The sequence below is a fragment of the Gracilibacillus sp. JCM 18966 genome (assembly GCF_055392695.1).
Genome location: NZ_AP043883.1, coordinates 3,703,893 through 3,726,583, shown reverse-complemented (window position 1 = coordinate 3,726,583; position 22,691 = coordinate 3,703,893). Strand labels below are relative to the sequence as shown.

Genomic DNA, 22,691 nt, shown 5'->3' with positions numbered 1-22,691 from the left:
ATGGAAGGGAATTTTACAGTGGTTATCATCATTTGTTTTATCATAGGCTTGTTATCTGCATTACTGGGAAGCATTGTTGGCCTTGGAGGAGGCGTTATTTTAGTACCGGTATTGCTAATTTTACATAGTACAACCTCTATATTTGCTTGGGCGGATGCTAGTACCATTGTTGGATTGTCGCTCATTATTATGATCTTTACAGCAATGTCCTCCACCTATGCCTATGCAAAATTGAAACGCATTGATTACAAAAGTGGACTGTACTTTATTTTAGGGAGCTTACCAGGAGGTATATTAGGATCTTGGTTAAATCAATTCGTCGAGACAGATACATTTTCCTTGTTTCTCGGGATATTTATGCTCTTTATCTTTACTACCTTCTTTTTTAAGAAACAACCAAAGATAGATGAGAACACCTTAAGCAAAAAGAGTAAATTTAAAATTTATCGAGAAATAAAAATAGGAGAGGAACAATATACATATTCCATCACTCCATGGATTGCAGTAGGAATAGCATTTATTGTCGGAATGCTTTCAGGCTTTTTTGGAATCGGTGGAGGTTCTTTAATGGTTCCAGCAATGATTATATTATTCCATTTTCCTCCACATATTGCCTCAGCAACTTCCATGTTTATGATACTAGCTTTAAGCATGGTTAGCTCCATCACCCATATTGCATTAGGTCATATCGAATGGCAATATGTTTGGGCGTTTATTCCTGGGGCATGGTTTGGTGGGGTACTAGGTGCGAAAGTTAGTCAAAAGATGTCTAATAGAGCGATTGAGTATTTACTCCGAGTAGTCTTATTGTTTATTGGGTTAAGATTAATTTGGCAAGGAATCTTTGGATAATGCAGATATTTTGTATTAGGTCTTTGTTTAACTAGCCTAATATAGGGGGAGTTACTTATTTATGAAAGAAAGATTGCATTTTTATTATACAAACGATCTCCATAGTCATTTTGAGAATTGGGCAAGTATAGTTGATTTTTTAAATAAAAAAAAAGAAAAGCACCGTCAAGATAAGGAAAAATATTGGATTGTAGATATTGGAGACCATGTGGATCGATTTCATCCTATTTCCGAAGCCTTTCGAGGTAAACGGAATGTCGAGTTACTTAATGATGTTGGTTATAATATAGCGACAATTGGAAATAACGAAGGGATTACCTTAGAATATTATGATCTATTTCACCTCTATGATGCAGCGACATTCAAAGTGGTTTGCGGTAATTTAACAGCAAGGAATGAAAGGCAACCCGTTTGGTTAAAAGATCATTACACCTTCCAGTCCGAAACAGGTATAAAGATTACCGTACTAGGGTTAACTGCACCTTTTACGCCGTTTTATAGACCTTTAGGATGGGATGTGGAACCTCCCTATGAATATTTACAGCGAGAATTACCGAAAGTAGAACAGGATTCTGATATTATTATTCTCTTATCTCATTTAGGTTTATCAGACGATGAAATGATTGCCAGAGATTTTCCTTCTATTGATGTCATTATTGGAGGACATTCTCACCATCTTTTGAAAAATGAAAAGTCTATTAATCAATCCATCTTAACTGCTGCAGGGAGATATGGACATTTTGTCGGTGAGGTTGACTTATTATGGGACCATAATCAAAACAAATTGATTGAAAAACATGCTTATGCAATGGAAACAAGTCATATGAAAAAAGATCTCGAGACAGAGAAAAAATTAGAGCACTTGAACAAAGAAGCAGAAATTGTGTTACAACAACCAGTAACAGTTTTGAAGCAAAGACTAGAAGTGAACTGGTTTCAGAATACAATCATTATTCAACAATTGACGGATCATTTACAAAAATGGACCGATGCTGATATTGCTATGTTGAATGCTGGATTATTACTAGATCATTTAGAAAAAGGCCCTGTTACAAAGCGTGATATCCATCGTATTTGCCCACATCCCATCAATCCTTGTACAGTTAAACTACGTGGAATTGAATTATTGGAAGTAATCAGAGGGGCATATGACCAAGCGTTAATTACGCTTGAACTAAAGGGATTTGGATTTCGAGGTAAAGTGATCGGGAAATTCGTTTTTAGTGGTTTGGATATAGAGATCATGACAGATGAAGATGGTATCGAGCATGTAAAAAATGTTTACTATCAAGGAGAAGAAATAGCTGAGGAACGAATATATACATTTGCTACAGCAGATATGTTTACTTTTGGTAGAATGTTCCCGCAAATATCACGATCTAAGACAAAACAATTCTTTTTACCAGAGTTTCTACGAGACCTATTAATAGATTTATTAAAAAATTAACATGAAAAACGCACATCTCTTTGGGCTAAGACATACAATTTAGTAGGAGGGGTGTGTTTATTATGATAGATGTAAAGCCTATTCGTATAGAAGATTATCTTTTTGTAGGAATTACAGTACAGCTTCCACATACCACACTTTTAGTAATAGCGAATGACATTGGTTATGTCATGTGTGGTGCGCTTGATGTGGACCTATTAAATGAAAAATTGCAAGATCGTCCAATAATTGCTGGTCGCGCAGTTGGTGTCAAGACATTGGATGATCTATTACACGCTCGTTTAGATAAAATTACTGTAAAATCAGAGGAATATAAATGGAAGGTTGGCATGTTAGTGAAGGATGCTTTATTACAAATTGCCGAGTAGTTTAAGGGAGCGAGTGCGACTTTTTTAAATATTTCTAAAATTTAATAATGAAATGGTTCACCTCCATCATATAACTAAGATGGGGGGATTTTTATGCGAAAAAGACGAAGAAGAATAGGGGCACCTCCAGCTAGACAAGTTGTCTTTATTACTTTTTTTATATTTATTATTTCCATGGTTGGGAGTATTTTAGTGGTTAATGAAGGCATTAAGCCAGTTTTGGTAGAATACGCTCAAGTACGCGTATCACAAGTTGCCAGCAAAGCACTAGGTATCGCAGTAAGTAGAAAAATTTCAGAAGATCTTGAGGCGGGAGATTTAATTGAAGTACAAGTGGATGAGAATGGAAAGGTAGAAAATTATATTTTTAATACAGTGGTAGAAAATCGTGTGCGAAGAAATGTTCAATATCGAGTGGAAACTTTTATGAAATTATTAGAGAAAGGAGAACAGCCTGAACTAGGTACACCGCTTGAGATAGAAGAGGAACTTGCACCATCGGAAAGGGAATTATTAGAAGCCATACGAGAACGTGGACTTCTTATTGAGGTTCCACTTGGTCAAGCATTAGGTGTTCCGGTTTTAGCAAATTTAGGCCCCAAAATACCAATCAATCTCGAAGCTGTTGGTGATGTATATACTGAAGTTAAAAGTGAAATGGTGGAGACAGGGATAAATGGTGCGCTTATTCGTGTTAATGTATACATTCAAGTAAATGTTCGTATCATAATGCCTTTTGCCTCTAACCCAGTCGTTTTAGAGCAAAATATTCCGGTGACGAGAATGTTTCATCCGGGAGAAGTTCCAGAGTATTATCAAGGAGGAGAAGGTGATTCTAATCTTTCTATCCCATTAGATCCTCTTAATTAAGTTATTGATTTTTCTTGGCAATTAAATAATAATGGAAGAGACGAACAAGAGATCTAGTGAATCTCTTGTTTTCCTTAAATTCAGATTTGACAGAATCTTCTGAAGTCCGGTATAATGCCATAGGTCGAAAGATATAAAACTAAACAAATAACTTCTTAATAATAATTATTGAGAAAAGGAAGGGGAAAAAAGAATGGAAAAGCGATCACAATGGGGAACTAGATTGGGTTTCTTGCTTGCAGCGATCGGCTCAGCTGTTGGATTGGGTAATATATGGCGTTTTCCAACAACAGCGTTCGAAAATGGTGGAGGTGCGTTCTTTGTACCATATTTATTCGCATTATTAACAGCTGGTATTCCGTTGTTAATCATGGAATATACGATTGGTCATAAATATCGTAGCTCTGCACCAAGAAGTTTTTCAAAGATAAGTAAAGGAATGGAATGGATCGGTTGGTGGCAAATACTTATTTCATTTGTCATTTCTACGTATTATCCAATTATTATCGCGTGGTCCATCATGTATGCCTATTTTTCAATTGGAACGAAATGGGGGGAAGATACCACTGCCTTCTTTACTGGAGATTTTCTAAACGTAGAGGCTGCAGGGACCTTTGGTTCAATGGTTCCTAGTGTACTAATCCCACTCTTATTTGTTTGGGTATTTGTGTTCTTCTTCCTAGGAAGAGGGGTTAAAAAGGGAATTGAATTTGCAAATCGAATCTTTATCCCAACATTGTTCATTATCTTTATTTTGATTGTTATTCGTGCTGTAACGCTTCCAGGTGCGTTAGAAGGGTTAGATGCCTTCTTTAAACCAGATTGGAGTCGAATAACAGAAGGATCAGTATGGATTGCAGCATATGGACAAATATTCTTTAGTTTATCTATTGCCTTTGCAATTATGCTTACTTATTCATCTTATTTACCTAAAAAGTCAGATATTACCAATAATGCATTTATTACTGGGTTTGCAAATTCATCATTCGAGTTATTAGCAGGGATTGGTGTTTTTGGAGTCTTAGGATTTATGGCATCTCAATCTTCTCAACCTATTGAAGATGTAGTGGACGGTGGTGTGGGCTTAGCCTTTATGGTTTTCCCAGAAATTATTAGTCAAATGCCTGGCTCTAGTCTTTTTGGTTTTCTATTTTTTGCATCCTTAGTATTAGCAGGGATAACTTCCATGATTTCTATTTCTGAAACCTATATTGCAGCATTACAGGAGAAATTCTCCATATCTAGAGGAAAAGCACTTTTAATAGGTGGAGGACTTGCTTTTATTGCCTCCTTGTTCTATGCAAATCAAGGTGGATTAAATCTACTCGATACTGTCGATCATTTTATCAACAACTATGGTGTCGCCTTAGCTGGGTTATTTGAGGTTGTTGCGATTGCCTGGTTCGCTAGATCACTAAAGGATTTACAAGCACATGCCGATTCTATCTCTGATATTAAGTTAGGTACATGGTGGAGATTATCCCTTGGGCTAATAACACCAATAGTACTAGGATATATGATGCTTCAAAATTTAAAATTGGAATTACAAGAAGCATACAGTGGTTATCCGATCGAATACCTATTTAATTTTGGGTGGGTTGTTGCCATCGCAGCGATGTTCCTAGGAGCAATACTATCCATTAAAAAATGGCCAGCGAAGGATCATGAAGCATAAAGTTTAATTCGTGAAACATCATTCACACAAAAAGGAGGCATCAATCAATGTCAACAAGTGCAATTGTAATGGCAGTGATCGGAATTGTGATCATTTGGGGCGGCCTTTTTCTAAGTATTATGAGAGCCAGAAAGGCATCCAAGGAATAAATAAAGCCATAGAAGAAATAATCCGTAGTGCAAATGCCTACGGATTATTTCTTTCCCATTTCTTTAGATAGGGATATGGGTCAAATGACCACTCTTTTTTTCCGTCATCTTTATATAGGCCATAATGTAGATGGGGAGGAAACTTTCCTGCAGTTCCTGGAGGTCCATAACCGCTTGAACCAACAGATCCAATCGTTTGGCCAGCTTCCACGATGTCACCGACTTCAATTCCTTCTGCAAATCCGTTTAAATGTGCGAAGTAGTGATAACGATTATAAATATCCCTTATTCCTATTCTCCATCCTCCATACTTATTCCAACCTTTAAGTTCAACGACTCCATATTGCGTAGACCTTACTGGGGTCCCGTAGTCAGCAAAAATATCTGTTCCTTCATGGATTCTTCTGCCCCCAAAACCTCTGGCATCTCCCCAGGTGTTCCTATAGCTATAGTTATAACCTTTAGGTATTGGAAATGCAGTCGTATCGAACGTTATAGATTGATATTTCTTAAATAATTTCGCATAGTTCATAATAGAAAGTACGGTTAGCTCTCTTTTGTAATAATGCCATAATGCTGTTTTTATATCTTGCTCTGTATAGCCAAATTGCTGTAAGTAGGTGCCTATTGTTAATAGAGTATCTCGAGGATTCTTGGGATCTGCGATCCTGTCCCCATCCCCATCCATGCCCATGCCACCAAACATGGAGATGATACTGGCATTAGTTTTTTCACGAATTGGCGCTAAACCATACCATTTTTCATCAGGTATCGTAATATGAATAAGCTGTTTATCATCGATTAGATTAGATTCATATTGATTAATGGCAGCATAATAATACCAAGGAATAAACGTTAAGACTTCCATTTGTTTGAACAATTGGATTTTTTGTTGATCCTCATCCACTTTTTCCTCTGCATGTGCTATAGTAGTAAGAAGAAAATAGCTACATAAAATGAGGATTATTGTACGCTTTAACAAAAGAAAATTCCTCCTTTCTGCATTTTTTGATATCATTATTGTGAGTTAGTAACTGCTATTTCATGCAACCAAGATATGTTAATTTTAGATGGGGGTTAGAAAGATTGGAGTGTCCGTTCATGTTTGAAGTACAAGGGAAAACCTACGAAGTTATACAAAATTATCGAGAAGGCTTTGATGAAAAGGCCTTTAAAGAAAGATATAGTGATGTATTGGGCAAGTATGATTTTATTGTTGGGGATTGGGGATATGATCAATTAAGATTAAAAGGCTTTTATGATGACCAAAACCCGAAAGCGAGTTTTGATACAAAGATAAGCACAAGTGAGGATTATCTTTATGAATATTGTAATTTCGGTTGTCGTTATTTTATTGTCAAACAAATTGTCCAATAAGAGAAGATCAGCTCCTTTTTAATGGAGAGCTGATCATTAATAGCATTTACACCTAGAAGTATTCATGATAAATGGCTTCTAATAAAATGGCGAAAATCCTCTGCTTCTATTTCATTATATTGTAATGCATGCTCGATATAGTTATTCTTATCGATATTACTTAATGAGAGAGACGTATATTTATTTGAATTCATGTCTACCACAATGTGATTGGGATGAAGAGAAGGTGAGGAGATAATAGCAATATCAAAACGGATAGTATCTCCTTTATAACTAATAAATTTCGTTTTGCTGTTTTCTTCTTCATTTCTTATATATTCGATTGGCAATTTTTCACACTCCTTTTTCCACATATGTTAACAAAAGGAGAACGTAGAGTAAAGATAATTTATTTACTATTCCTTATCTGTACCTGTTTATGGTAAAATAAAACTATGATGCTAGGGGGACGAAGAAGATGTATTTTGTTGATATGAACAATTTAAAGGCAAAATTAAACTACTTTGATCAAACATTAGCTTATGTAGAAGGTGCATCCTTTCAGTCTGACCTTGCTAAGTTTGGCCTTGAAAGGATCACGCAGGTGTTAATTGAGTCCATTCTCGATGTAGGTAATATGATGATTGATGGTTTTTTGATGAGAGACCCAGGAAGCTATGTCGATATTATTTTAATATTGGTGGATGAGAAAGTGATTCCTAATGAAGAACTAGAAGCATATCAGTCACTTATTCATTTGAGGAAAATGCTTGTGAAGGAATATGATCAAGTAGACCATGAAGAGATTAACACACTATTAATAGCTCATTTATCCATTTATAAGCAGTTTAGTACACGTATTCGCACCTATTTGGCAAATGAGATGGGGGTTGCAAATACTTTTTCTACAAAGTAAGGCAACCGTCTTTCTTTGAATTCTTGGTTGTGATTTTCTTCACAAATCAGATGGTTCCCATTTACATCGACATATATAATACTAAAAAAGGCGGGATAGTATGCAGGATCAAGTCATTACAGATAAATTAGGACGTTTATTACAGGACTTACGTATTTCGGTGACAGATCGTTGCAATTTTCGCTGTCGTTACTGTATGCCAAGAGAAGTCTTTGGAAAGGACTTCCAGTTTTTGCCGAGAGAACACTTGTTAGATTTTGAAGAAATAGAACGTATTGCGAAGGCCTTTCTTGAGCTTGGAGTAAAAAAAATAAGATTAACAGGTGGTGAACCATTACTTAGACGTAACATCACAGACCTGATAAAAAGGTTAGCATCGTTAGATGGATTAGAGGATATCGGTCTCACAACGAATGGTTTACTTCTTGGGCGAATGGCACCAGAGCTGAAGGAAGCTGGACTAAGGAGAGTAAATGTTAGTCTAGATGCGCTAGATGAAGAAACGTTTATGGCTATTAACGATAGTAAGATCTCTTCCCACTCCATTATAGCGAGTATTGATAAGGCAGTAGCTGCGGGATTAAATGTAAAAGTGAATATGGTAGTAAAAAAAGGAATGAATGATCATGAAGTGCTACCAATGGCGGAATTCTTTAAGGAGCGGGGTATTACCCTTCGATATATTGAGTTTATGGATGTTGGACAGACCAATGGATGGGATTTCAAACATGTCGTGACAAAGAAAGAAATCTATCAGCAAATTGCTGCCAATTATGAACTGGAACCAATGGATCCTGCTTTTGTCGGAGAGGTAGCAAAACGTTATCGCTATAAAAACACAAATACCGAAGTAGGCTTTATTACATCGGTTTCTGAATCCTTTTGTTCCTCTTGCACGAGAGCACGGATTGCAGCAGATGGTCATTTTTATACTTGCCTATTTGCGGGGACTGGATTAAACCTAAAGGAAATTATTCGTTCTGGAGCAACCAATGCGGAGCTTAGAAACATCATCATATCCCGGTGGAATAAGAGAGAAGATCGTTACTCTGATCAACGGACAGAGGAAACGGCACGCAAGCGTAAAAAAATTGAAATGTCCTATATTGGTGGATAAAGAAGGGATAAAAAATGAAGGAATTTGATCGTTACCATAAACAAATGCTTTTTAAGCCTATCGGAGAACATGGACAGGCTCTATTAGGAGAAAAGCATGTGTTAATTATCGGATGTGGAGCATTAGGATCTTCCATTGCTGAGATGCTAACAAGAGCCGGTATCGGTAAGCTAACCTTAATAGACCGTGATTATGTCGAAATATCTAATTTGCAACGACAGCATCTCTTTACTGAAGCAGATGTGCAAAAGAAATTACCTAAAGTTATTGCGGCACAGTCTGCTTTGAACTCGATAAATGCGGAGGTTACGATTGAGGCACATGTAATGGATGGGAATGCAAATACTTTACCTAACCTTGTGAACAATGTAGATCTCATCATGGATGCAACCGATAATTTTGATACTCGTTTTTTAATTAATGATATTGCACAAAAGCATTTTATCCCATGGATATTCGGAGCATGTGTAGCTAGCTCTGGACTATCCTTTACAATTATCCCAGAAAAAACCCCATGCTTGGATTGTTTGATAAAGGTTGCCCCAATGTTTGGGGCAACATGTGATGCCGTAGGGGTAATCAGTCCAGCCGTTCAAATGGTTGTAGCTCATCAAGTGACCGAAGCTCTGAAGATTTTAGTGGGGGCAGAAGGGAATTTGCGATCTACCTTGGTCATCTTTGATCTTTGGCATAATCAATATCAGATGATCGATGTATCAAAAGCAAAAGCCAAAGACTGCAAAAGCTGTGGTACGGATGCGTCTTATCCGGCTTTGACCTATAAGAATAGTACGAAGACAGAGATTTTATGTGGTCGTGATACGGTGCAAATTAGAGGGAAGAAATTTGAGCTAACAATGCTTGCTAAACAGTTAGAAAGGTTTGGTGAGGTCAACCAGAATCCATTCCTTGTCTCTGTACAGACAAAAGCTCATCGAATCGTCTTTTTTCAGGATGGCAGAACCTTTATCCATGGCACCAATTCGATTAAGGAAGCAAAGAAGATATATTATCAAATGGTCGGTTAAGGAGGGAGAAAAATGGAAAAGAGAACTCCGATTGCAGTAGATCAAGCGGTTGAACGTGTAATACAATGCAGGGTAACTGGGGAAACAGAATACATTGATATACAATTAGCTAATGGAAGAATTCTAGCGGAAGATTTAATAGCTGATCACGATGTACCAGCATTTAATCGCTCTCCTTATGATGGATATGCAGTGCGTGCAAAGGATACATTGGGAGCTAGCGTGAATACGGTAATTACACTTAACATCGTTGGCCATATTGGAGCGGGAAGTGTATTTGATAAAGAAATCAAGCGAATGGAAGCAGTTCGCATTATGACAGGTGCTGAAATACCTAATGGTGCTGACGCGGTTATTATGTTAGAAGATACGAATACAAACGATGATAATACTGTACAAATTTCCCAGGAAATGAATTTCCACCAAAATATATCCTTTCAAGGAGAGGATGTGGAAAAAGGCTCTGTCCTTGTTAGTAAAGGGACAAAAATTAATCCAGGTATCATTGCTTTACTTGCAACCTTTGGTTATCAAAAAGTGCCAGTTAGCAAAAGACCAGTTTTTGGGGTAATAGCTACAGGAAGTGAGTTACTGGAGATCCATCAACCCTTAGAAAAAGGAAAGATCCGCAATAGTAATGCCTATATGATTATTGCTCAAATTGAGCGAGCAGGTGGCAAAGCCAAATATTTTGGCCAATTGTCGGATGATCTAGATAAAAGTATTAAAAAAATAGGAGAGATACTAAACGAAGTAGATTTTCTCATTACAACAGGTGGTGTCTCTGTAGGCGATTTTGATCTACTTCCTGAGATATATCATCATTTTGGCGCGGAAGTGCTTTTTAATAAGGTCGCAATGAGACCTGGCAGTGTGACCACTGTTGCTCAGCTAGATGGTAAGCTATTATTTGGATTATCTGGAAATCCATCAGCTTGCTATGTAGGGTTTGAATTGTTCGCTAAACCAATTATAGATAGCTATTTACAAAAACAAATGATTGGTCTTAAAAGGGCGCATGCAGTATTAGCTGTTGACTTCCCGAAAAGTAATCCATTTGATCGTTTTATTCGTGGCCATGTAAATAATGTCAATCATCAACTAGAAGTGAAGCCATCAGGAAAGGATAAATCAAATATGGTTCATTCTTTAGCCAATGTAAATTGTTTTATTCATCTATTAGGTGGGACAGAAGGGTACAAAAAAGGGAGTATCGTCGATATATTATTATTAGATTAAGAGAATCTGAGGAGAATGAATATGAATGAAAAGCTTTTTGAAGTGGTGGAGAAACCAATTTCTGTTCAAGAAATGATTAAGAAGGTAGAACGAAGAGAAGCAGGTGCGATTACAACCTTTATTGGTACTGTTCGAGAATTTACGAAAGGGAAGCGAACGATCTACCTAGAGTATCAAGCATATATTCCAATGGCAGAAAAAATGCTCGCAAAAATTGGGGAGGAAGTTAGAAGGAACTGGCCTCATACAGAAATAGCAATTAGCCATAGGATTGGTAAGCTAGATATTTCAGAAAGTGCTGTTGTGATCGTAGTATCTTCTCCACATCGAAAAGCAGCATATCAAGCAAATGAATATGCGATAGAGAGGATAAAAGAAATGGTCCCGATTTGGAAAAAAGAACGTTGGGAAGATGGAGAAGAATGGGTTGGTAATCAGCTTGAAAATATCTCTTACCCAACAGGAAAACCAGAAATAAAGGAAGGTATAAATAATGATTGAAATCTTATTATTTGCCCAACTGCAAGAGGATGCGGGTACGGATAAACTTCTAATCGATGGTGATGGATGGACGGTAAAGAAATTAAAGAATCAGTTAATTACACAATATCAGCTATTACAAGTAGAACAATCAATGGTTGCGATAAATGAAGCATATGCACTTGATTCAGATGAAATCCATTCAGGTGATATTGTTGCAATTATTCCTCCAGTGAGCGGGGGCTAATTAGATATGATTATTATCCAAATCGTAGGCTATAAAAACAGTGGCAAAACTACACTCATCACAGAGTGGATTCCATTATTAAAAGGATTAGGCTATCGTATTGCCACATTAAAGCACCATGGTCATGGAGGTGAGCCTGACGTCATTGCCGAAGTAGATTCTATTCAGCATTTTCGTGCAGGGGCGACTATGTCAGCAGTAATAGGAGAAGAGACAGTTCAAATGCAAGCAGATTTAAATCACTTAACCATTGATCGAATGATCAGCTTCTATCAATCATTAGGCGTAGATCTTCTTTTTGTTGAAGGCTATAAACAATACCCTTTACCAAAGATTGTTCTATCGAAGGATAGTACAGAACTCGATGAATTATTAAAGTTAACAAATGTGCAGGCATATTTATGCACAAATCCGCTGAGAGAAATAAAGGATTCATTTGGATTTGATGATAAGTCAACATTATTCGAGTATTGTCAACATAATTTAGCTAACTTTACAGTGAAGGAGCTGCCGAAATGGATACGATAATCGGAATAGTGTTAGCTGGTGGAAAATCTAGAAGGTTTGGATCACCAAAGGCATTTGCTGAACTAAACGGTGTTCCTTTTTATTGTTATCCAGTTCAAATACTTTCGAGGCTTTGTAGTTCCGTATATGTTGTTGCTAGACAGCAAGATTTCGACAGGTTTAATCTGCGAAAGAAAGAGATTCTAATGGAAGATCACCCTGACTTTTTAGGGGAAGGGCCACTAGCTGGACTTTATACTGTTATGAATCAGAAAACAAGCAACTGGTATGTAGTATTACCTATTGATACACCTTTCATCCATTTAGCACATGTAGCTAAGCTAATAGAAGAAAGTGATGGTCAATATCAAGCAATCATTCCCATTGTCAATGGTGTCAACCAACCGCTAATTGCACTATATCATCATTCCGTTAAAAATTTGATAATGATGCAATTGCAACGGAAGCAACGATCGATGAAAGCATTATTAGAAAAGCTTCATGTGAAATATGTTCACTTCCCTGAAGCAGATAGCTTTCATTTTATTAATATCAATGATCACAAGGAATGGAAAAAAATACAACAAGCTAGTCGTGGTGTAATAAATGACAGGCTTTAATCGATTTATTTGGATATTCTTTGGATCCTTAAGTTTAATTATAGGGTTGATTGGAATCGTCATTCCGATTTTGCCAACAACTCCATTGGTCATACTTGCAGGTTTTTGTTTTGGAAAATCCTCTCCTAAGCTTCACCATTGGCTTTTGACAAATCCTTATTTTGGTCGCTACTTATTAGATTATCAAAAAGGGAATGGAGTACCCTTTAGAATTAAATGGATGGCTGTACTTATAGTTTGGATAAGTGTTGGTTTTACGTTAATCATCATACCATTAGTCCTTGTTAAAATATTGATGATCCTCGTTGCTATTTTTGTTACCATTTTTATTTTTACATCTTCCTTGCTTAAACCAAAAAACCCTCACGAGTAAGAGGGCTTTATCATCGGTTCTAGCAAGTTTTTTTGTTACTCATCATCTATGCTTACATCATGGACTGCTCTATGAGCAAGACGTGAGGAAGCAGCTGCAGCAATTGCTCCTACAATATCATCTAAAAAGGTATGGCAGTCTCCATCTGTCTTGTCATTTAACTTCTCTAGGATGCCTGGCTTTACTTTATCAATATATCCATAGTTGGTAAATCCAATTGAACCATATACATTCACGATAGAAAGGGCGATAACTTCATCAATCCCATAAAGGCTTTCATCTGTTGCAATAATTTCTTGTAGAGGGTGATCTAGCTTTTTTTGTTCTGCCAGAATATCTAATTGAATACCTGTTAAGATAGCGTTCTGGACCTCGCGCTTCATTAAGACACTATTAACATTCTCATAGCAATCCTCCATTGTTAAATTTTCCTGATATTTGTTTTGGAGAAAAAAAACTAATTCTGCTATATCATGAAGTTCAACACCACGTTGCTTCAATAATTCTCTTGCTTTTTTCTCTAAATCTGTCATTTGACGTTCCGTAGTCATTTCATCACATCCTATATTATTTTAATTCCACTATCATCATAATAAATCCTGCAACTTGATATTACAAAACGACATTGTTTCCTGGTATTGCCAAAGGGTATAGACTAAAACACCACAACTTGTGACCAATAAGACCTGTATTATCAACAATGAAGCTTTACCGGTCAACTACCTCGCAGTTTATCACACTGTGATAACATTTTAATAGAAAGATTTACATATAATTATTATACCAAAAATAAATAATTATTCGTTAGGGGGACGCAAGATGCATCCAATATTTCTACATTACCCTATTTCTGTGCCTAGTAAACAAATAAATGCACAACCATACCCGACATATGTCGATCAGAACAATTATTACTTTATTATTCCAATTCAGCAAGAAGAGGATGCGATTTGGGAAAAATACGTAATATCCAACCACCTTCATCAAAATAACTTTACCAATGTTACACAACCGATAAGAAATATACATAACCAATTTGTAACAACAGTAGGAAAAGAAAAATTTCTTTTATGCTTCGCCAGAAAAAAACAAACGTTAGATTCCTCTCCAGGTCAAAAGCTCGCTCATTTTCACCAAACTGGCTTCCAATTTCCATACCAGCCACAAACCATTAGTACGTATGGTAATTGGAAAAATTTATGGGTTAACAAAATTGATCAATATGAAGCGCTGTACAAAACGTATTATAAACAGCAGCCAACCCAACCCATTATGCGGGTGCTAGCAGATGTTTTTCCTTATATGGTAGGGTTAGCGGAGAACGCGGTTCAATATTTAAATATAGCCGAAGAAGAAAAAAATTATCATATGAACGATCAAGCCACCCTTACATTCTCACGTTATTCCAATCAATGTATGGATGATTTCATCTGGATACATGAAATTGTTTACGATCATCCTATTCGTGATGTGGCAGAATCGATAAGACCATTTTTATTAAAGGAAAGAGGATTAGACGATAAAGAATTTCAACAATTTATGGGAGAATATTTAGCGATTTGTCCTTTATCACCATTTGCTTGGAAATTACTATATGCTCGACTTCTTTTACCTATTCATTTATTTGATAAGATCGACCAATATCGGGATAGTGACCTTGGCGAGAAAGCATGGCATCGACTTGTTGAAGATCAAGTGTATTATGAGCAGAATTTAAAACAATTTTTTTCCTTATTTGCTGTTGAATTTAGAGATATGGATATAATACAATTAGATTGGCTATTAGACTAAATAAGTGGCATTAGGCTTAGTTATAGTGAAGGATTGTTGGTTTTCACCAGAACCTCGGGTGATAAACCAATTTTTTCTTTATTTTTGGGCAATTGGTTCTTGATAAACCGGGGATAGCCATGTATAATGTCCACTATATACAAACAAATGTATTCTTAGGATATACAGTTGGGGGATGATCAGATGAGTCAAGTAAATGTTGGGCTGTGTGGTTTAGGTACAGTTGGCACAGGTGTTGTCAAGATTCTACAAAACCATGCAGATGAAATTAAATATAAAGTAGGTAGTGAACTAAATATAAAGAAAATCCTCGTTCATGACTTAAATAAGGCTAGGGATGTTGCGATTAGCCGTGAATGGCTAACAACAGATCCAGACGAGCTTGTCAATAATGCAGATATTGATATAATTATTGAAGTAATGGGTGGAATTGAAGATACAAATCTTTTATTGGAAAAGGCAATCCGCAACAAGAAGCATATCGTCACAGCAAATAAGGATTTGATGGCGGTACATGGACAAAAGCTATTAAAGCTTGCCAAAGAGAACCAGTGTGACATTTTATATGATGCAAGTGTTGCTGGTGGAATTCCGATCATTCGCTCATTAACAGAGGGGTTAGCCTCAGATAAAATCCAAAAAATTATGGGTATTGTGAATGGTACTACCAATTACATCTTAACAAAAATGACGGATGAAGAGCTTGCTTTTGAGCCTGTGTTAAAAGAAGCACAAGAGCTTGGTTTTGCAGAAGCAGATCCAACCTCTGATGTGGATGGACTAGATGCTGCACGTAAGATGGTGCTCCTAGCTAATTTAGCTTTTAAAATGGAGATTGGTCTCGATGATGTAGAGGTTTCCGGAATTCGAACAATTTCCCAGGAAGATATTACTTTTGCGACAAGTTTAGGGTATACTATTAAGTTGATAGGGATTGCATCGATTCATAATGGTAAAGTAGAAGTAAGTGTTGAACCGACTTTGTTACCAAAGGAGCATCCATTAGCTCTTGTAAAGAATGAATTCAATGCAGTATATGTATATGGAGAAGCAGTAGGAGAAACGATGTTCTATGGACCAGGTGCTGGAAGTTTACCGACTGCAACTGCTGTCGTATCTGATCTTATGGACGTGGCTAAGAATATCCGATTAGGTATTACTGGTAATGAATATATTACTCCGCAATATGAGAAGCAATTAAAAGAAGATAACGAGAAATATATGCAGTATTTTCTTCGTATGGAAGTTGACGATGCAGCTGGAACATTCCAAAAAATTACGAATGTGTTTACAGATGAAAATGTTAGTTTTGCGAAAATTTTGCAGTTACCTTCTGATAAGGAAAAAATAGCAGAGATCGTGATGATCACACATAAGATTAGTAAGCAACAATTATTAAATAGTAGAGAAAATTTAAAAGGATTAGACGTAGTTAACGAGATCATTAGCTGTTACCGCGTCGATGGGGAGGATTAATGTTTATGGCATGGCAAGGATTGTTGAAGGAATATAAAGAATATTTACCAATTGAGGATAAGACACCACTCATCAGTTTACACGAAGGGAACACTCCTCTAATTAAATTAGAAAAATTATCAAAAAAATTCGGTATTAATGCCTATGCGAAATTCGAAGGACTAAATCCTACTGGGTCTTTTAAGGATCGTGGAATGGTAATGGCTATGGCTAAAGCTGTAGAGGATGGGGCAAAAGCAGTGATTTGTGCATCTACAGGAAATACATCTGCTTCAGCAGCTGCGTTCGCTGCACGTGCTGGCTTGAGATGTATTGTGGTCATTCCAGAGGGTAAAATTGCTCAAGGTAAGCTAGCTCAAGCAGTCATGTATGGTGCTGAGATTTATTCGATTCAAGGAAATTTTGATGATGCATTAAAAATTGTTCGTAAATTAGCTGAAACAGGAGAAGTAGCACTTGTCAACTCAGTTAATCCATATCGAATTGAAGGACAAAAGACGGCTGCATTTGAGGTATGTGATGCATTAGGTACAGCTCCAGATTATTTATTTATTCCTGTTGGTAATGCAGGTAATATTACTGCTTACTGGAAAGGGTTTAAAGAATATCATGAATTAAAGCAAACTGGCTTACCTCAAATGATGGGATTTGAAGCAAGTGGTGCTGCTGCGATTGTACATAATCGCGTATTTGAGAATCCAGAAACGGTAGGTACTGCTATTCGTATTGGAAATCCTGCTAGTTGGCAAGGTGCGGTTAATGCTCGTGATGAATCCAATGGAGAAATTGATGAAGTGACTGATGAGGAAATGATTGCTGCCTATAAATGGATCGCACAAAATGAAGGGATTTTTGCTGAACCAGCATCATGTGCTTCTATCGCTGGCTTATTTAAAAAGTTAGAGGCAGGGATCGTAGAGAAAGGTGCAACGGTTGTAAATGTGCTTACTGGAAATGGATTGAAGGATCCAAATACCGCTATTGACTATAGTGACGTCAAACCAACTGTTCTTCCTAATGAAGAAGAGGTTGTTATGAAAGCTATTTTAGGTAGTGTACAAGCATGAGTTGGTTCATTCGAGTACCTTCCAGTACCTCAAACTTAGGTGCTGGTTTTGACTCCATTGGTTTAGCGTTAAATCTTTATTTAGAATTAGCTGTTGCAAAATCAGATAAATGGGAGTTTATTCCTACTTCTTCATGTTTAGAAGGAATTCCTTCTGGCAAGGATAATTTAGTTTATGAAATTGTGGAACGTGTTGCCGAAAGGTATGATCGGATAAATGACCTTACTCCATGCCGAGTGGAGATGAAAAGTGATATCCCATTAGCAAGAGGCTTGGGTAGTAGTGCTACCGCGATTATTGCAGGGATCGAATTAGCTAATCTATTATTGAATCTTGATTTAGAGCAGGATGAGAAATTAGAAATTGCTACAGAAATTGAAGGTCACCCAGATAATGTAGCACCGTCCCTCTTAGGAGGCTGTGTGATTGGCCATTATGATGGAGAGGTAGCTTATACTCAAATACCTGTTAAGGGTGTCACATTTGTTGCAATTATTCCAAATTTTGAATTGAAAACGAAAGATGCACGAGCCGTTTTGCCAAATTCCTTTAGCTTTAAAGAAAGTGTCCAAGCGAGTAGTGTAGCTAATGTTAGTGTTGCCGCAATTTGCCAAGGGAATTGGAGATTGCTTGGTGAAATGATGAAGAAGGATCACTTTCACCAACCATATCGTAAGTCTTTAATTCCTCATTATGATGATTTATTACATTATTTAAATGAAAGTGCACTTGGTGTATTTTTGAGTGGTGCAGGACCTACGATGATTGCTATAGTGGATGACAAAAACGTATTCACTGCATTGAAAAAATGGCGTTCGGAATTTCCAGAGTTTGAATGGCTCTCTCTTCAAGTAGAGAATGGAGGCTCCTATGTGGAGACACGTAAGGAATCAATGATACGTCACGATGGTTAAAACGAACTTTGAAAGAAACAGTTTATGTAAGACAAAATTCGGGCTTTCTGTTAGTTAAAGTCCGGATTTTTATTTAGCTTATAGCACAAATGATGAAATACAATGAAGAATAGGTAAAACAGAAAATAATCAGTGAAAAAAGCATTGATGCCGAAAGAGTTGAGCACCAATGCTTTTTTATTCGTTCGTGTTCAGAACGTTTTTATTTCATCATCGTAATTAGAATACTTGTTCAATTTCAGTGACACCAGGGACTTCAGCCATAAGGGCACGTTCAATACCTGCTTTCAGTGTGATCGTTGAACTTGGGCAGTTTCCACAAGCTCCCATTAGTCGGAGGCGAACAATGCCATCCTCAACATCTACTAATTCCACATCTCCACCGTCACGTAGTAAAAAAGGACGTAATTTATTTAATACTTCTTGCACTTGTTCTGTTTGTTGTTCCATTACTATTATCTCCTTTCAAACCTTAATAAGTGCGACTACGGCTCTAGTTGCCGAGTTTTTTATCGCTGCGCAACCATTCAGTAGGAGATAAAAAACTCACCACTGATGGAAGCTCCCTTTATTAAAAGCTAAATTTAACAAAAGCTATGTCATATAATCATTTAGGTGATAAACAATCTCAATAATATTTTATCTTTATTCGTATCATTTGTAAATAGTTCTGTATTGTAAATATAATATAGAAAGACTCTCGGTTGTAGATCGTTCTTTAACGATCCTATTTATAAGGTGTGATATAATGAAGATAACGATAAACATTGGCTTTTGTGTGAAAAATTTAGCTAAAGGATCAGAAATAGTAAAACAGGAACTGTTAAGGGATCCTGATTTTAATGTGAGTGAATATGGCTGTACTAGTTATTGTGGAATCTGTCGTAATTATTATGTTGCGATTGTTAATGGTAAACCAATTAAAGCAGATTCTCCTAATGAATTACTAGATAATATTCATACCTACGTAGAGGATGTTCTTTTAGAAGAAATGTGAGGGAAATAAAATGGAAATACCTTTTACAAAAATGCATGGACTTGGAAATAGTTATATTTACCTTAATTTATATCAATTTTCCATAAAAGAAGAAGAATTACCGGATCTGGCGAAAGTAATTGCAGATAAGAATATTGGAATAGGATCAGATGGCCTCATCCTTATTCATCCTTCTAATAAAGCAGATGTTGGGATGCGAATTTTTAATAAAGATGGTTCAGAAGGTAAAAACTGTGGGAATGGATTACGCTGTGTCGCAAAATATGCTTACGAGAATCGCTTAGTAGAAAGTAAGAATTTTGCCATTGAAACAAAAGCCGGCAATGTTCAAGCAGAGGTACATGGTGATCGAGAATCTATTAAGGAAATTACCGTTGATATGGGCCAGCCGATTTTACAAAGAAGTAAGATTCCTATGATTGGAAAGGATAAGGAAAAGGTTGTGGCTGAAGCTTTTTCCATCGATCATACGAGATTAGAAGTAACAGCCGTCTCCATGGGAAACCCTCATGCTGTTTTCTTTGTTGATAAGATAGAAGAGGCACCATTAACAACCCTCGGTCCTATCATAGAACAAGATCAGCGCTTTCCTGAAGGGATAAATGTCGAATTTGTCGAAAGAGTAAATGAAAAAGAACTTCATTTCCGTGTATGGGAACGAGGCTCGGGTATTACACAAGCGTGTGGTACAGGTGCGTGTGCCGCAGTAGTCGCAGCCGTATTAAATAACCAATTAGAGAAAGAAAAAGAAATCACTGTTCATCTAGCTGGTGGAGATTTATTTATTACATGGGCAATGGATGGAAGAGTGTGGATGAGAGGCGAAGCGAAGACCACAGTGGAAGGAGTCTTTTACTGGGAGCGTAATAATTGAACTTTCTACTATAAGTTAGTATACTAAAAGAAAATTCTGCTTAAAGGAGTTTTTTAAGTGATTATTCAAATAACAGATAATGCGAAATATCAGATACAAGAAATGATGAAGGAAGAGGATGCAGACACTGTTCGTTTACGTTTTGGGGTGAAGGGTGGAGGCTGTAGTGGACTTTCTTATTCATTAGGCTTTGATTATGATGTAAATGAGGAATTAGACCATACAGAGGAATCGAATGGAATTCCATTAACGATAAAAAAATTCGATATAGATGTGATTGAAGGTACGACCATCGATTTTAAAGAAAACATGATGGGTGGGGGATTCACGATCGATAATCCCAATGCGATTGTTTCCTGTGGTTGTGGTTCTTCCTTTAAAGCGAAAGAAAGAGAAGGCACACCGGAAAATTGCTAAATAATAGGCTGGTAGCATTGTTGCTATCAGCTTTTTTTATACGTTAGAAAAGTATAAATTTAAAGCTAGGAAGCGAAAATTTTTGATGTTCAGAGTATAAGATAAGCTTACGCATCCGCTAAAAGACGAGCGAATGCGAGTTTTTCTAATATAAACTGGTTCAAGTTCTTCTTTACATCAGCGCGAAAATAAGTTAATATATTTACCTAGGTAAATAAAAGGTTATAGGAAAACACTTTACTCTAATAAAATACTAGGTGGGCGAAGGATGAATACGAGTGAATTACTCCATTTATTCAATCAAAAATTAAGATTGTTTACTAAGGAATTAAATGAAATCCTCCAGGAGTTTGATTTATATGCTTCTCAATGGACTATTCTCTACACATTACACGAAAGAGGAAAAATGACACAGACCGAAATCTGGCAATATTTAAAGGTAGAGGCTCCTACAACAACGAGAACACTTGTAAGAATGGAGAAAAATGGCTGGATTAGAAGAAAAGCTGGAAGTGATAAGCGAGAACGAATGGTGGAATTGACAGAGAAGGCTACCCAACAAATTCCACTTATTCTAGATACCGTTAAAAAATGTGAAGATAGATTTCTTCATAAACTTTCCAATGCCGAACAAATAAAACTTCATGAATTTTTATCAAAATTGGATTTAGAAAGAGATGAATAATTTGACAAAAGAGAAAATTTGGACGAAAAATTTTATTAGTATATCATTGGTGAATTTATTTGTATTCACTACTTTTTATGCTTTACTTACAACACTACCTTTATATGTAATGGAGGAATGGGGAGTTACAGAAGCAAAGGGCGGTTTAGTGGTGACGGTTATGCTACTAGCCGCTATTGTTATTAGACCATTATCAGGTAATATTCTGTCACGTTTTGGCAAAAGGAAAATGTTAATTCTTACGGTTATTCTTTTTGCACTTTCGGTTATTGTCTATGTCTTCATACAGAATTTTACAGGGCTATTAGTCTTACGTTTTTGGCATGGTATACCTTTTGCGATTTTGACGACTGCAACTTCTGCTTTGGCAGCAGATATTGTTCCTAAGACAAGGCGTGGAGAGGGTCTCGGTTATTTCACCATGTCGATGAATTTAGCAATCGTGATTGGTCCGTTCCTTGGCTTAACACTTACCCAATTTGTTACCTACAAAACGATGGTGATTATTCTTAATATCTTTACGATTATAAGCGTGTTTTTAGCATTGCTAGTGAAGGACCATCATAAGGCTAGTAAGGATATAGAGATGAAGGAAGAGAAACTCACAAAAAAACTCAGCTTACAAGATTTATTTGAAAAAAATGCCTTATCTACTTCATTTATTGGATTACTTATCTCGTTTGCTTATTCAAGTATCATTTCCTATATATCCGTTTATGCTAATGATTTGGGGCTGAGTAGTGCATCAAGCTATTTCTTTCTTGTTTTTGCCCTTATGATGTTAATTTCTAGACCATATTTGGGAAGATGGTTTGACACATATGGAGCATTACCTGTAATTATTCCTTGCATGATATTGTTTGCACTTGGTTTCGTGGGACTAAGCTTGTCTACTACGGCTACACTGTTTTTAATTTCTGCAGGGGTTATCGGGATTGGCTATGGTTCTTTATTACCTTTTATGCTTTCCGTTGTTGTGGAAAGATCCCCGTCCCATCGAAGTGGACATGCAACGGCCACGTTTTTTACGCTTTATGACTCGGGTATAGCGCTCGGATCGTTTCTATTAGGAATCATTGTTGCACATACTGGTTTTGTTAATCTCTTCTTTCTCTTAGCAGGATTCGTGATTATGGTAACTTTTCTGTTTTTGCTTTTATTTAAGAAGCGACCAAAAGTATCATAATTTTAAATAAAAAAGTTTGTGAACAGTTAATTCACAAACT

29 protein-coding genes are annotated in these 22,691 nt (G+C 36.6%); 25 read left to right on the top strand and 4 right to left on the bottom strand.

Annotated elements, in window-relative coordinates; genetic code table 11:
* The 6 genes from ACZ5N5_RS18215 to ACZ5N5_RS18190 all read left to right on the top strand — a co-directional run bounded on the left by ACZ5N5_RS18215 (nt 1) and on the right by ACZ5N5_RS18190 (nt 5,361).
* Nucleotides 1-852: a sulfite exporter TauE/SafE family protein gene (locus ACZ5N5_RS18215; protein WP_464372866.1), complete on the top strand. Its 852-nt coding sequence runs from the start codon at nt 1-3 to the stop codon at nt 850-852.
* A gap of 61 nt (nt 853-913) precedes the next feature.
* Nucleotides 914-2,299 (top strand): bifunctional metallophosphatase/5'-nucleotidase, encoded by a 1,386-nt coding sequence (locus tag ACZ5N5_RS18210; RefSeq protein ID WP_464372865.1) that lies wholly within the window; start codon nt 914-916, stop codon nt 2,297-2,299.
* 62 nt (nt 2,300-2,361) lie between these two features.
* Nucleotides 2,362-2,667: a YunC family protein gene (locus ACZ5N5_RS18205; RefSeq protein WP_054787518.1), complete on the top strand. Its 306-nt coding sequence runs from the start codon at nt 2,362-2,364 to the stop codon at nt 2,665-2,667.
* A gap of 93 nt (nt 2,668-2,760) precedes the next feature.
* Complete coding sequence (gene yunB / locus ACZ5N5_RS18200; RefSeq protein WP_109984657.1) at nt 2,761-3,537, top strand: sporulation protein YunB; 777 nt, start codon at nt 2,761-2,763, stop codon at nt 3,535-3,537.
* 193 nt (nt 3,538-3,730) lie between these two features.
* The gene (locus ACZ5N5_RS18195) at nt 3,731-5,212 is read left to right on the top strand and encodes a sodium-dependent transporter (protein WP_464372864.1); all 1,482 of its coding nucleotides are present in this window, start codon (nt 3,731-3,733) and stop codon (nt 5,210-5,212) included.
* A gap of 47 nt (nt 5,213-5,259) precedes the next feature.
* Nucleotides 5,260-5,361: a methionine/alanine import family NSS transporter small subunit gene (locus ACZ5N5_RS18190; RefSeq protein WP_109984655.1), complete on the top strand. Its 102-nt coding sequence runs from the start codon at nt 5,260-5,262 to the stop codon at nt 5,359-5,361.
* A 37-nt stretch (nt 5,362-5,398) separates the two neighbouring features.
* Here ACZ5N5_RS18190 and ACZ5N5_RS18185 read toward each other — a convergent pair whose 3' ends face one another.
* Nucleotides 5,399-6,379 carry a M23 family metallopeptidase gene (locus tag ACZ5N5_RS18185; protein WP_109984654.1) on the bottom strand — a complete coding sequence of 327 codons (981 nt, stop codon included), beginning with the start codon at nt 6,377-6,379 and terminating at the stop codon, nt 5,399-5,401.
* An 83-nt stretch (nt 6,380-6,462) separates the two neighbouring features.
* Between ACZ5N5_RS18185 and ACZ5N5_RS18180 the strand changes: the two genes are divergently transcribed.
* Nucleotides 6,463-6,738, top strand: a complete 276-nt coding sequence (locus ACZ5N5_RS18180) for a YutD family protein (protein WP_054787517.1) — start codon at nt 6,463-6,465, stop codon at nt 6,736-6,738.
* Nucleotides 6,739-6,800: 62 nt separating this feature from the next.
* On the opposite strand, the gene ACZ5N5_RS18175 is transcribed toward ACZ5N5_RS18180, so the two are convergent.
* Nucleotides 6,801-7,067, bottom strand: a complete 267-nt coding sequence (locus ACZ5N5_RS18175; protein WP_245902326.1) for an SAV0927 family protein — start codon at nt 7,065-7,067, stop codon at nt 6,801-6,803.
* Nucleotides 7,068-7,195: 128 nt separating this feature from the next.
* Here ACZ5N5_RS18175 and ACZ5N5_RS18170 point away from each other — a divergent pair, with 128 nt between their 5' ends.
* The 9 genes from ACZ5N5_RS18170 to ACZ5N5_RS18130 all read left to right on the top strand — a co-directional run bounded on the left by ACZ5N5_RS18170 (nt 7,196) and on the right by ACZ5N5_RS18130 (nt 13,244).
* A complete protein-coding gene (locus tag ACZ5N5_RS18170; protein ID WP_054787515.1) occupies nt 7,196-7,633 on the top strand; it encodes a DUF86 domain-containing protein in 438 nt (145 codons plus the stop codon).
* 100 nt (nt 7,634-7,733) lie between these two features.
* Nucleotides 7,734-8,750 carry a GTP 3',8-cyclase MoaA gene (gene moaA / locus ACZ5N5_RS18165; protein WP_277678557.1) on the top strand — a complete coding sequence of 339 codons (1,017 nt, stop codon included), beginning with the start codon at nt 7,734-7,736 and terminating at the stop codon, nt 8,748-8,750.
* A 14-nt stretch (nt 8,751-8,764) separates the two neighbouring features.
* A complete protein-coding gene (locus ACZ5N5_RS18160; RefSeq protein WP_464372863.1) occupies nt 8,765-9,778 on the top strand; it encodes a ThiF family adenylyltransferase in 1,014 nt (337 codons plus the stop codon).
* A gap of 12 nt (nt 9,779-9,790) precedes the next feature.
* The gene (locus ACZ5N5_RS18155; protein WP_054859657.1) at nt 9,791-11,017 is read left to right on the top strand and encodes a molybdopterin molybdotransferase MoeA; all 1,227 of its coding nucleotides are present in this window, start codon (nt 9,791-9,793) and stop codon (nt 11,015-11,017) included.
* Nucleotides 11,018-11,038: 21 nt separating this feature from the next.
* The gene (locus tag ACZ5N5_RS18150) at nt 11,039-11,518 is read left to right on the top strand and encodes a molybdenum cofactor biosynthesis protein MoaE (RefSeq protein WP_109984651.1); all 480 of its coding nucleotides are present in this window, start codon (nt 11,039-11,041) and stop codon (nt 11,516-11,518) included.
* Complete coding sequence (gene moaD, locus ACZ5N5_RS18145) at nt 11,511-11,744, top strand: molybdopterin converting factor subunit 1 (protein ID WP_054787514.1); 234 nt, start codon at nt 11,511-11,513, stop codon at nt 11,742-11,744. The genes ACZ5N5_RS18150 and moaD overlap by 8 nt, the downstream gene beginning before the upstream one ends.
* 6 nt (nt 11,745-11,750) lie before the next feature.
* Nucleotides 11,751-12,272, top strand: a complete 522-nt coding sequence (gene mobB / locus ACZ5N5_RS18140; RefSeq protein WP_054787513.1) for a molybdopterin-guanine dinucleotide biosynthesis protein B — start codon at nt 11,751-11,753, stop codon at nt 12,270-12,272.
* Entirely contained in the window at nt 12,260-12,871 is a 612-nt protein-coding gene (locus tag ACZ5N5_RS18135; RefSeq protein ID WP_464372862.1) for a molybdenum cofactor guanylyltransferase, read from the top strand. The genes mobB and ACZ5N5_RS18135 overlap by 13 nt, the downstream gene beginning before the upstream one ends.
* Nucleotides 12,858-13,244: a YbaN family protein gene (locus ACZ5N5_RS18130; protein ID WP_054859652.1), complete on the top strand. Its 387-nt coding sequence runs from the start codon at nt 12,858-12,860 to the stop codon at nt 13,242-13,244. The genes ACZ5N5_RS18135 and ACZ5N5_RS18130 overlap by 14 nt, the downstream gene beginning before the upstream one ends.
* A 35-nt stretch (nt 13,245-13,279) precedes the next feature.
* On the opposite strand, the gene ACZ5N5_RS18125 is transcribed toward ACZ5N5_RS18130, so the two are convergent.
* A complete protein-coding gene (locus ACZ5N5_RS18125; protein WP_054859651.1) occupies nt 13,280-13,795 on the bottom strand; it encodes a phosphatidylglycerophosphatase A family protein in 516 nt (171 codons plus the stop codon).
* A gap of 268 nt (nt 13,796-14,063) precedes the next feature.
* Between ACZ5N5_RS18125 and ACZ5N5_RS18120 the strand changes: the two genes are divergently transcribed.
* The 4 genes from ACZ5N5_RS18120 to thrB all read left to right on the top strand — a co-directional run bounded on the left by ACZ5N5_RS18120 (nt 14,064) and on the right by thrB (nt 18,492).
* Nucleotides 14,064-15,035 (top strand): protein kinase family protein, encoded by a 972-nt coding sequence (locus ACZ5N5_RS18120; protein ID WP_109984649.1) that lies wholly within the window; start codon nt 14,064-14,066, stop codon nt 15,033-15,035.
* A gap of 183 nt (nt 15,036-15,218) precedes the next feature.
* Entirely contained in the window at nt 15,219-16,511 is a 1,293-nt protein-coding gene (locus ACZ5N5_RS18115; protein WP_054859649.1) for a homoserine dehydrogenase, read from the top strand.
* Nucleotides 16,512-16,516: 5 nt separating this feature from the next.
* Complete coding sequence (thrC, locus tag ACZ5N5_RS18110; RefSeq protein ID WP_109984669.1) at nt 16,517-17,578, top strand: threonine synthase; 1,062 nt, start codon at nt 16,517-16,519, stop codon at nt 17,576-17,578.
* Nucleotides 17,575-18,492: a homoserine kinase gene (gene thrB / locus ACZ5N5_RS18105; RefSeq protein WP_054859648.1), complete on the top strand. Its 918-nt coding sequence runs from the start codon at nt 17,575-17,577 to the stop codon at nt 18,490-18,492. Before thrC ends, thrB begins: the two co-directional genes overlap by 4 nt.
* A 219-nt stretch (nt 18,493-18,711) precedes the next feature.
* Here the strand turns inward: thrB and ACZ5N5_RS18100 are convergent, their stop codons facing one another.
* Nucleotides 18,712-18,942, bottom strand: coding sequence for a NifU family protein (locus ACZ5N5_RS18100; RefSeq protein WP_054787508.1), 231 nt, complete (start codon nt 18,940-18,942; stop codon nt 18,712-18,714).
* Nucleotides 18,943-19,240: 298 nt separating this feature from the next.
* On the opposite strand from ACZ5N5_RS18100, the gene ACZ5N5_RS18095 reads away from it, so the two are divergent.
* The 5 genes from ACZ5N5_RS18095 (at nt 19,241) to ACZ5N5_RS18075 (ending at nt 22,651) form a co-directional block, all read left to right on the top strand.
* Complete coding sequence (locus ACZ5N5_RS18095) at nt 19,241-19,489, top strand: DUF1450 domain-containing protein (RefSeq protein ID WP_054787507.1); 249 nt, start codon at nt 19,241-19,243, stop codon at nt 19,487-19,489.
* Between the two features lie 10 nt (nt 19,490-19,499).
* Nucleotides 19,500-20,363 carry a diaminopimelate epimerase gene (gene dapF / locus ACZ5N5_RS18090; protein WP_054787506.1) on the top strand — a complete coding sequence of 288 codons (864 nt, stop codon included), beginning with the start codon at nt 19,500-19,502 and terminating at the stop codon, nt 20,361-20,363.
* A gap of 57 nt (nt 20,364-20,420) precedes the next feature.
* The gene (locus tag ACZ5N5_RS18085; RefSeq protein WP_109984647.1) at nt 20,421-20,780 is read left to right on the top strand and encodes a HesB/IscA family protein; all 360 of its coding nucleotides are present in this window, start codon (nt 20,421-20,423) and stop codon (nt 20,778-20,780) included.
* A gap of 268 nt (nt 20,781-21,048) precedes the next feature.
* A complete protein-coding gene (locus tag ACZ5N5_RS18080) occupies nt 21,049-21,465 on the top strand; it encodes a MarR family winged helix-turn-helix transcriptional regulator (RefSeq protein WP_054859645.1) in 417 nt (138 codons plus the stop codon).
* On the top strand, nt 21,458-22,651 hold the full coding sequence (locus ACZ5N5_RS18075) for an MFS transporter (RefSeq protein WP_464372861.1): 1,194 nt from the start codon (nt 21,458-21,460) through the stop codon (nt 22,649-22,651). The genes ACZ5N5_RS18080 and ACZ5N5_RS18075 overlap by 8 nt, the downstream gene beginning before the upstream one ends.
* Nucleotides 22,652-22,691: the final 40 nt, after the last annotated feature.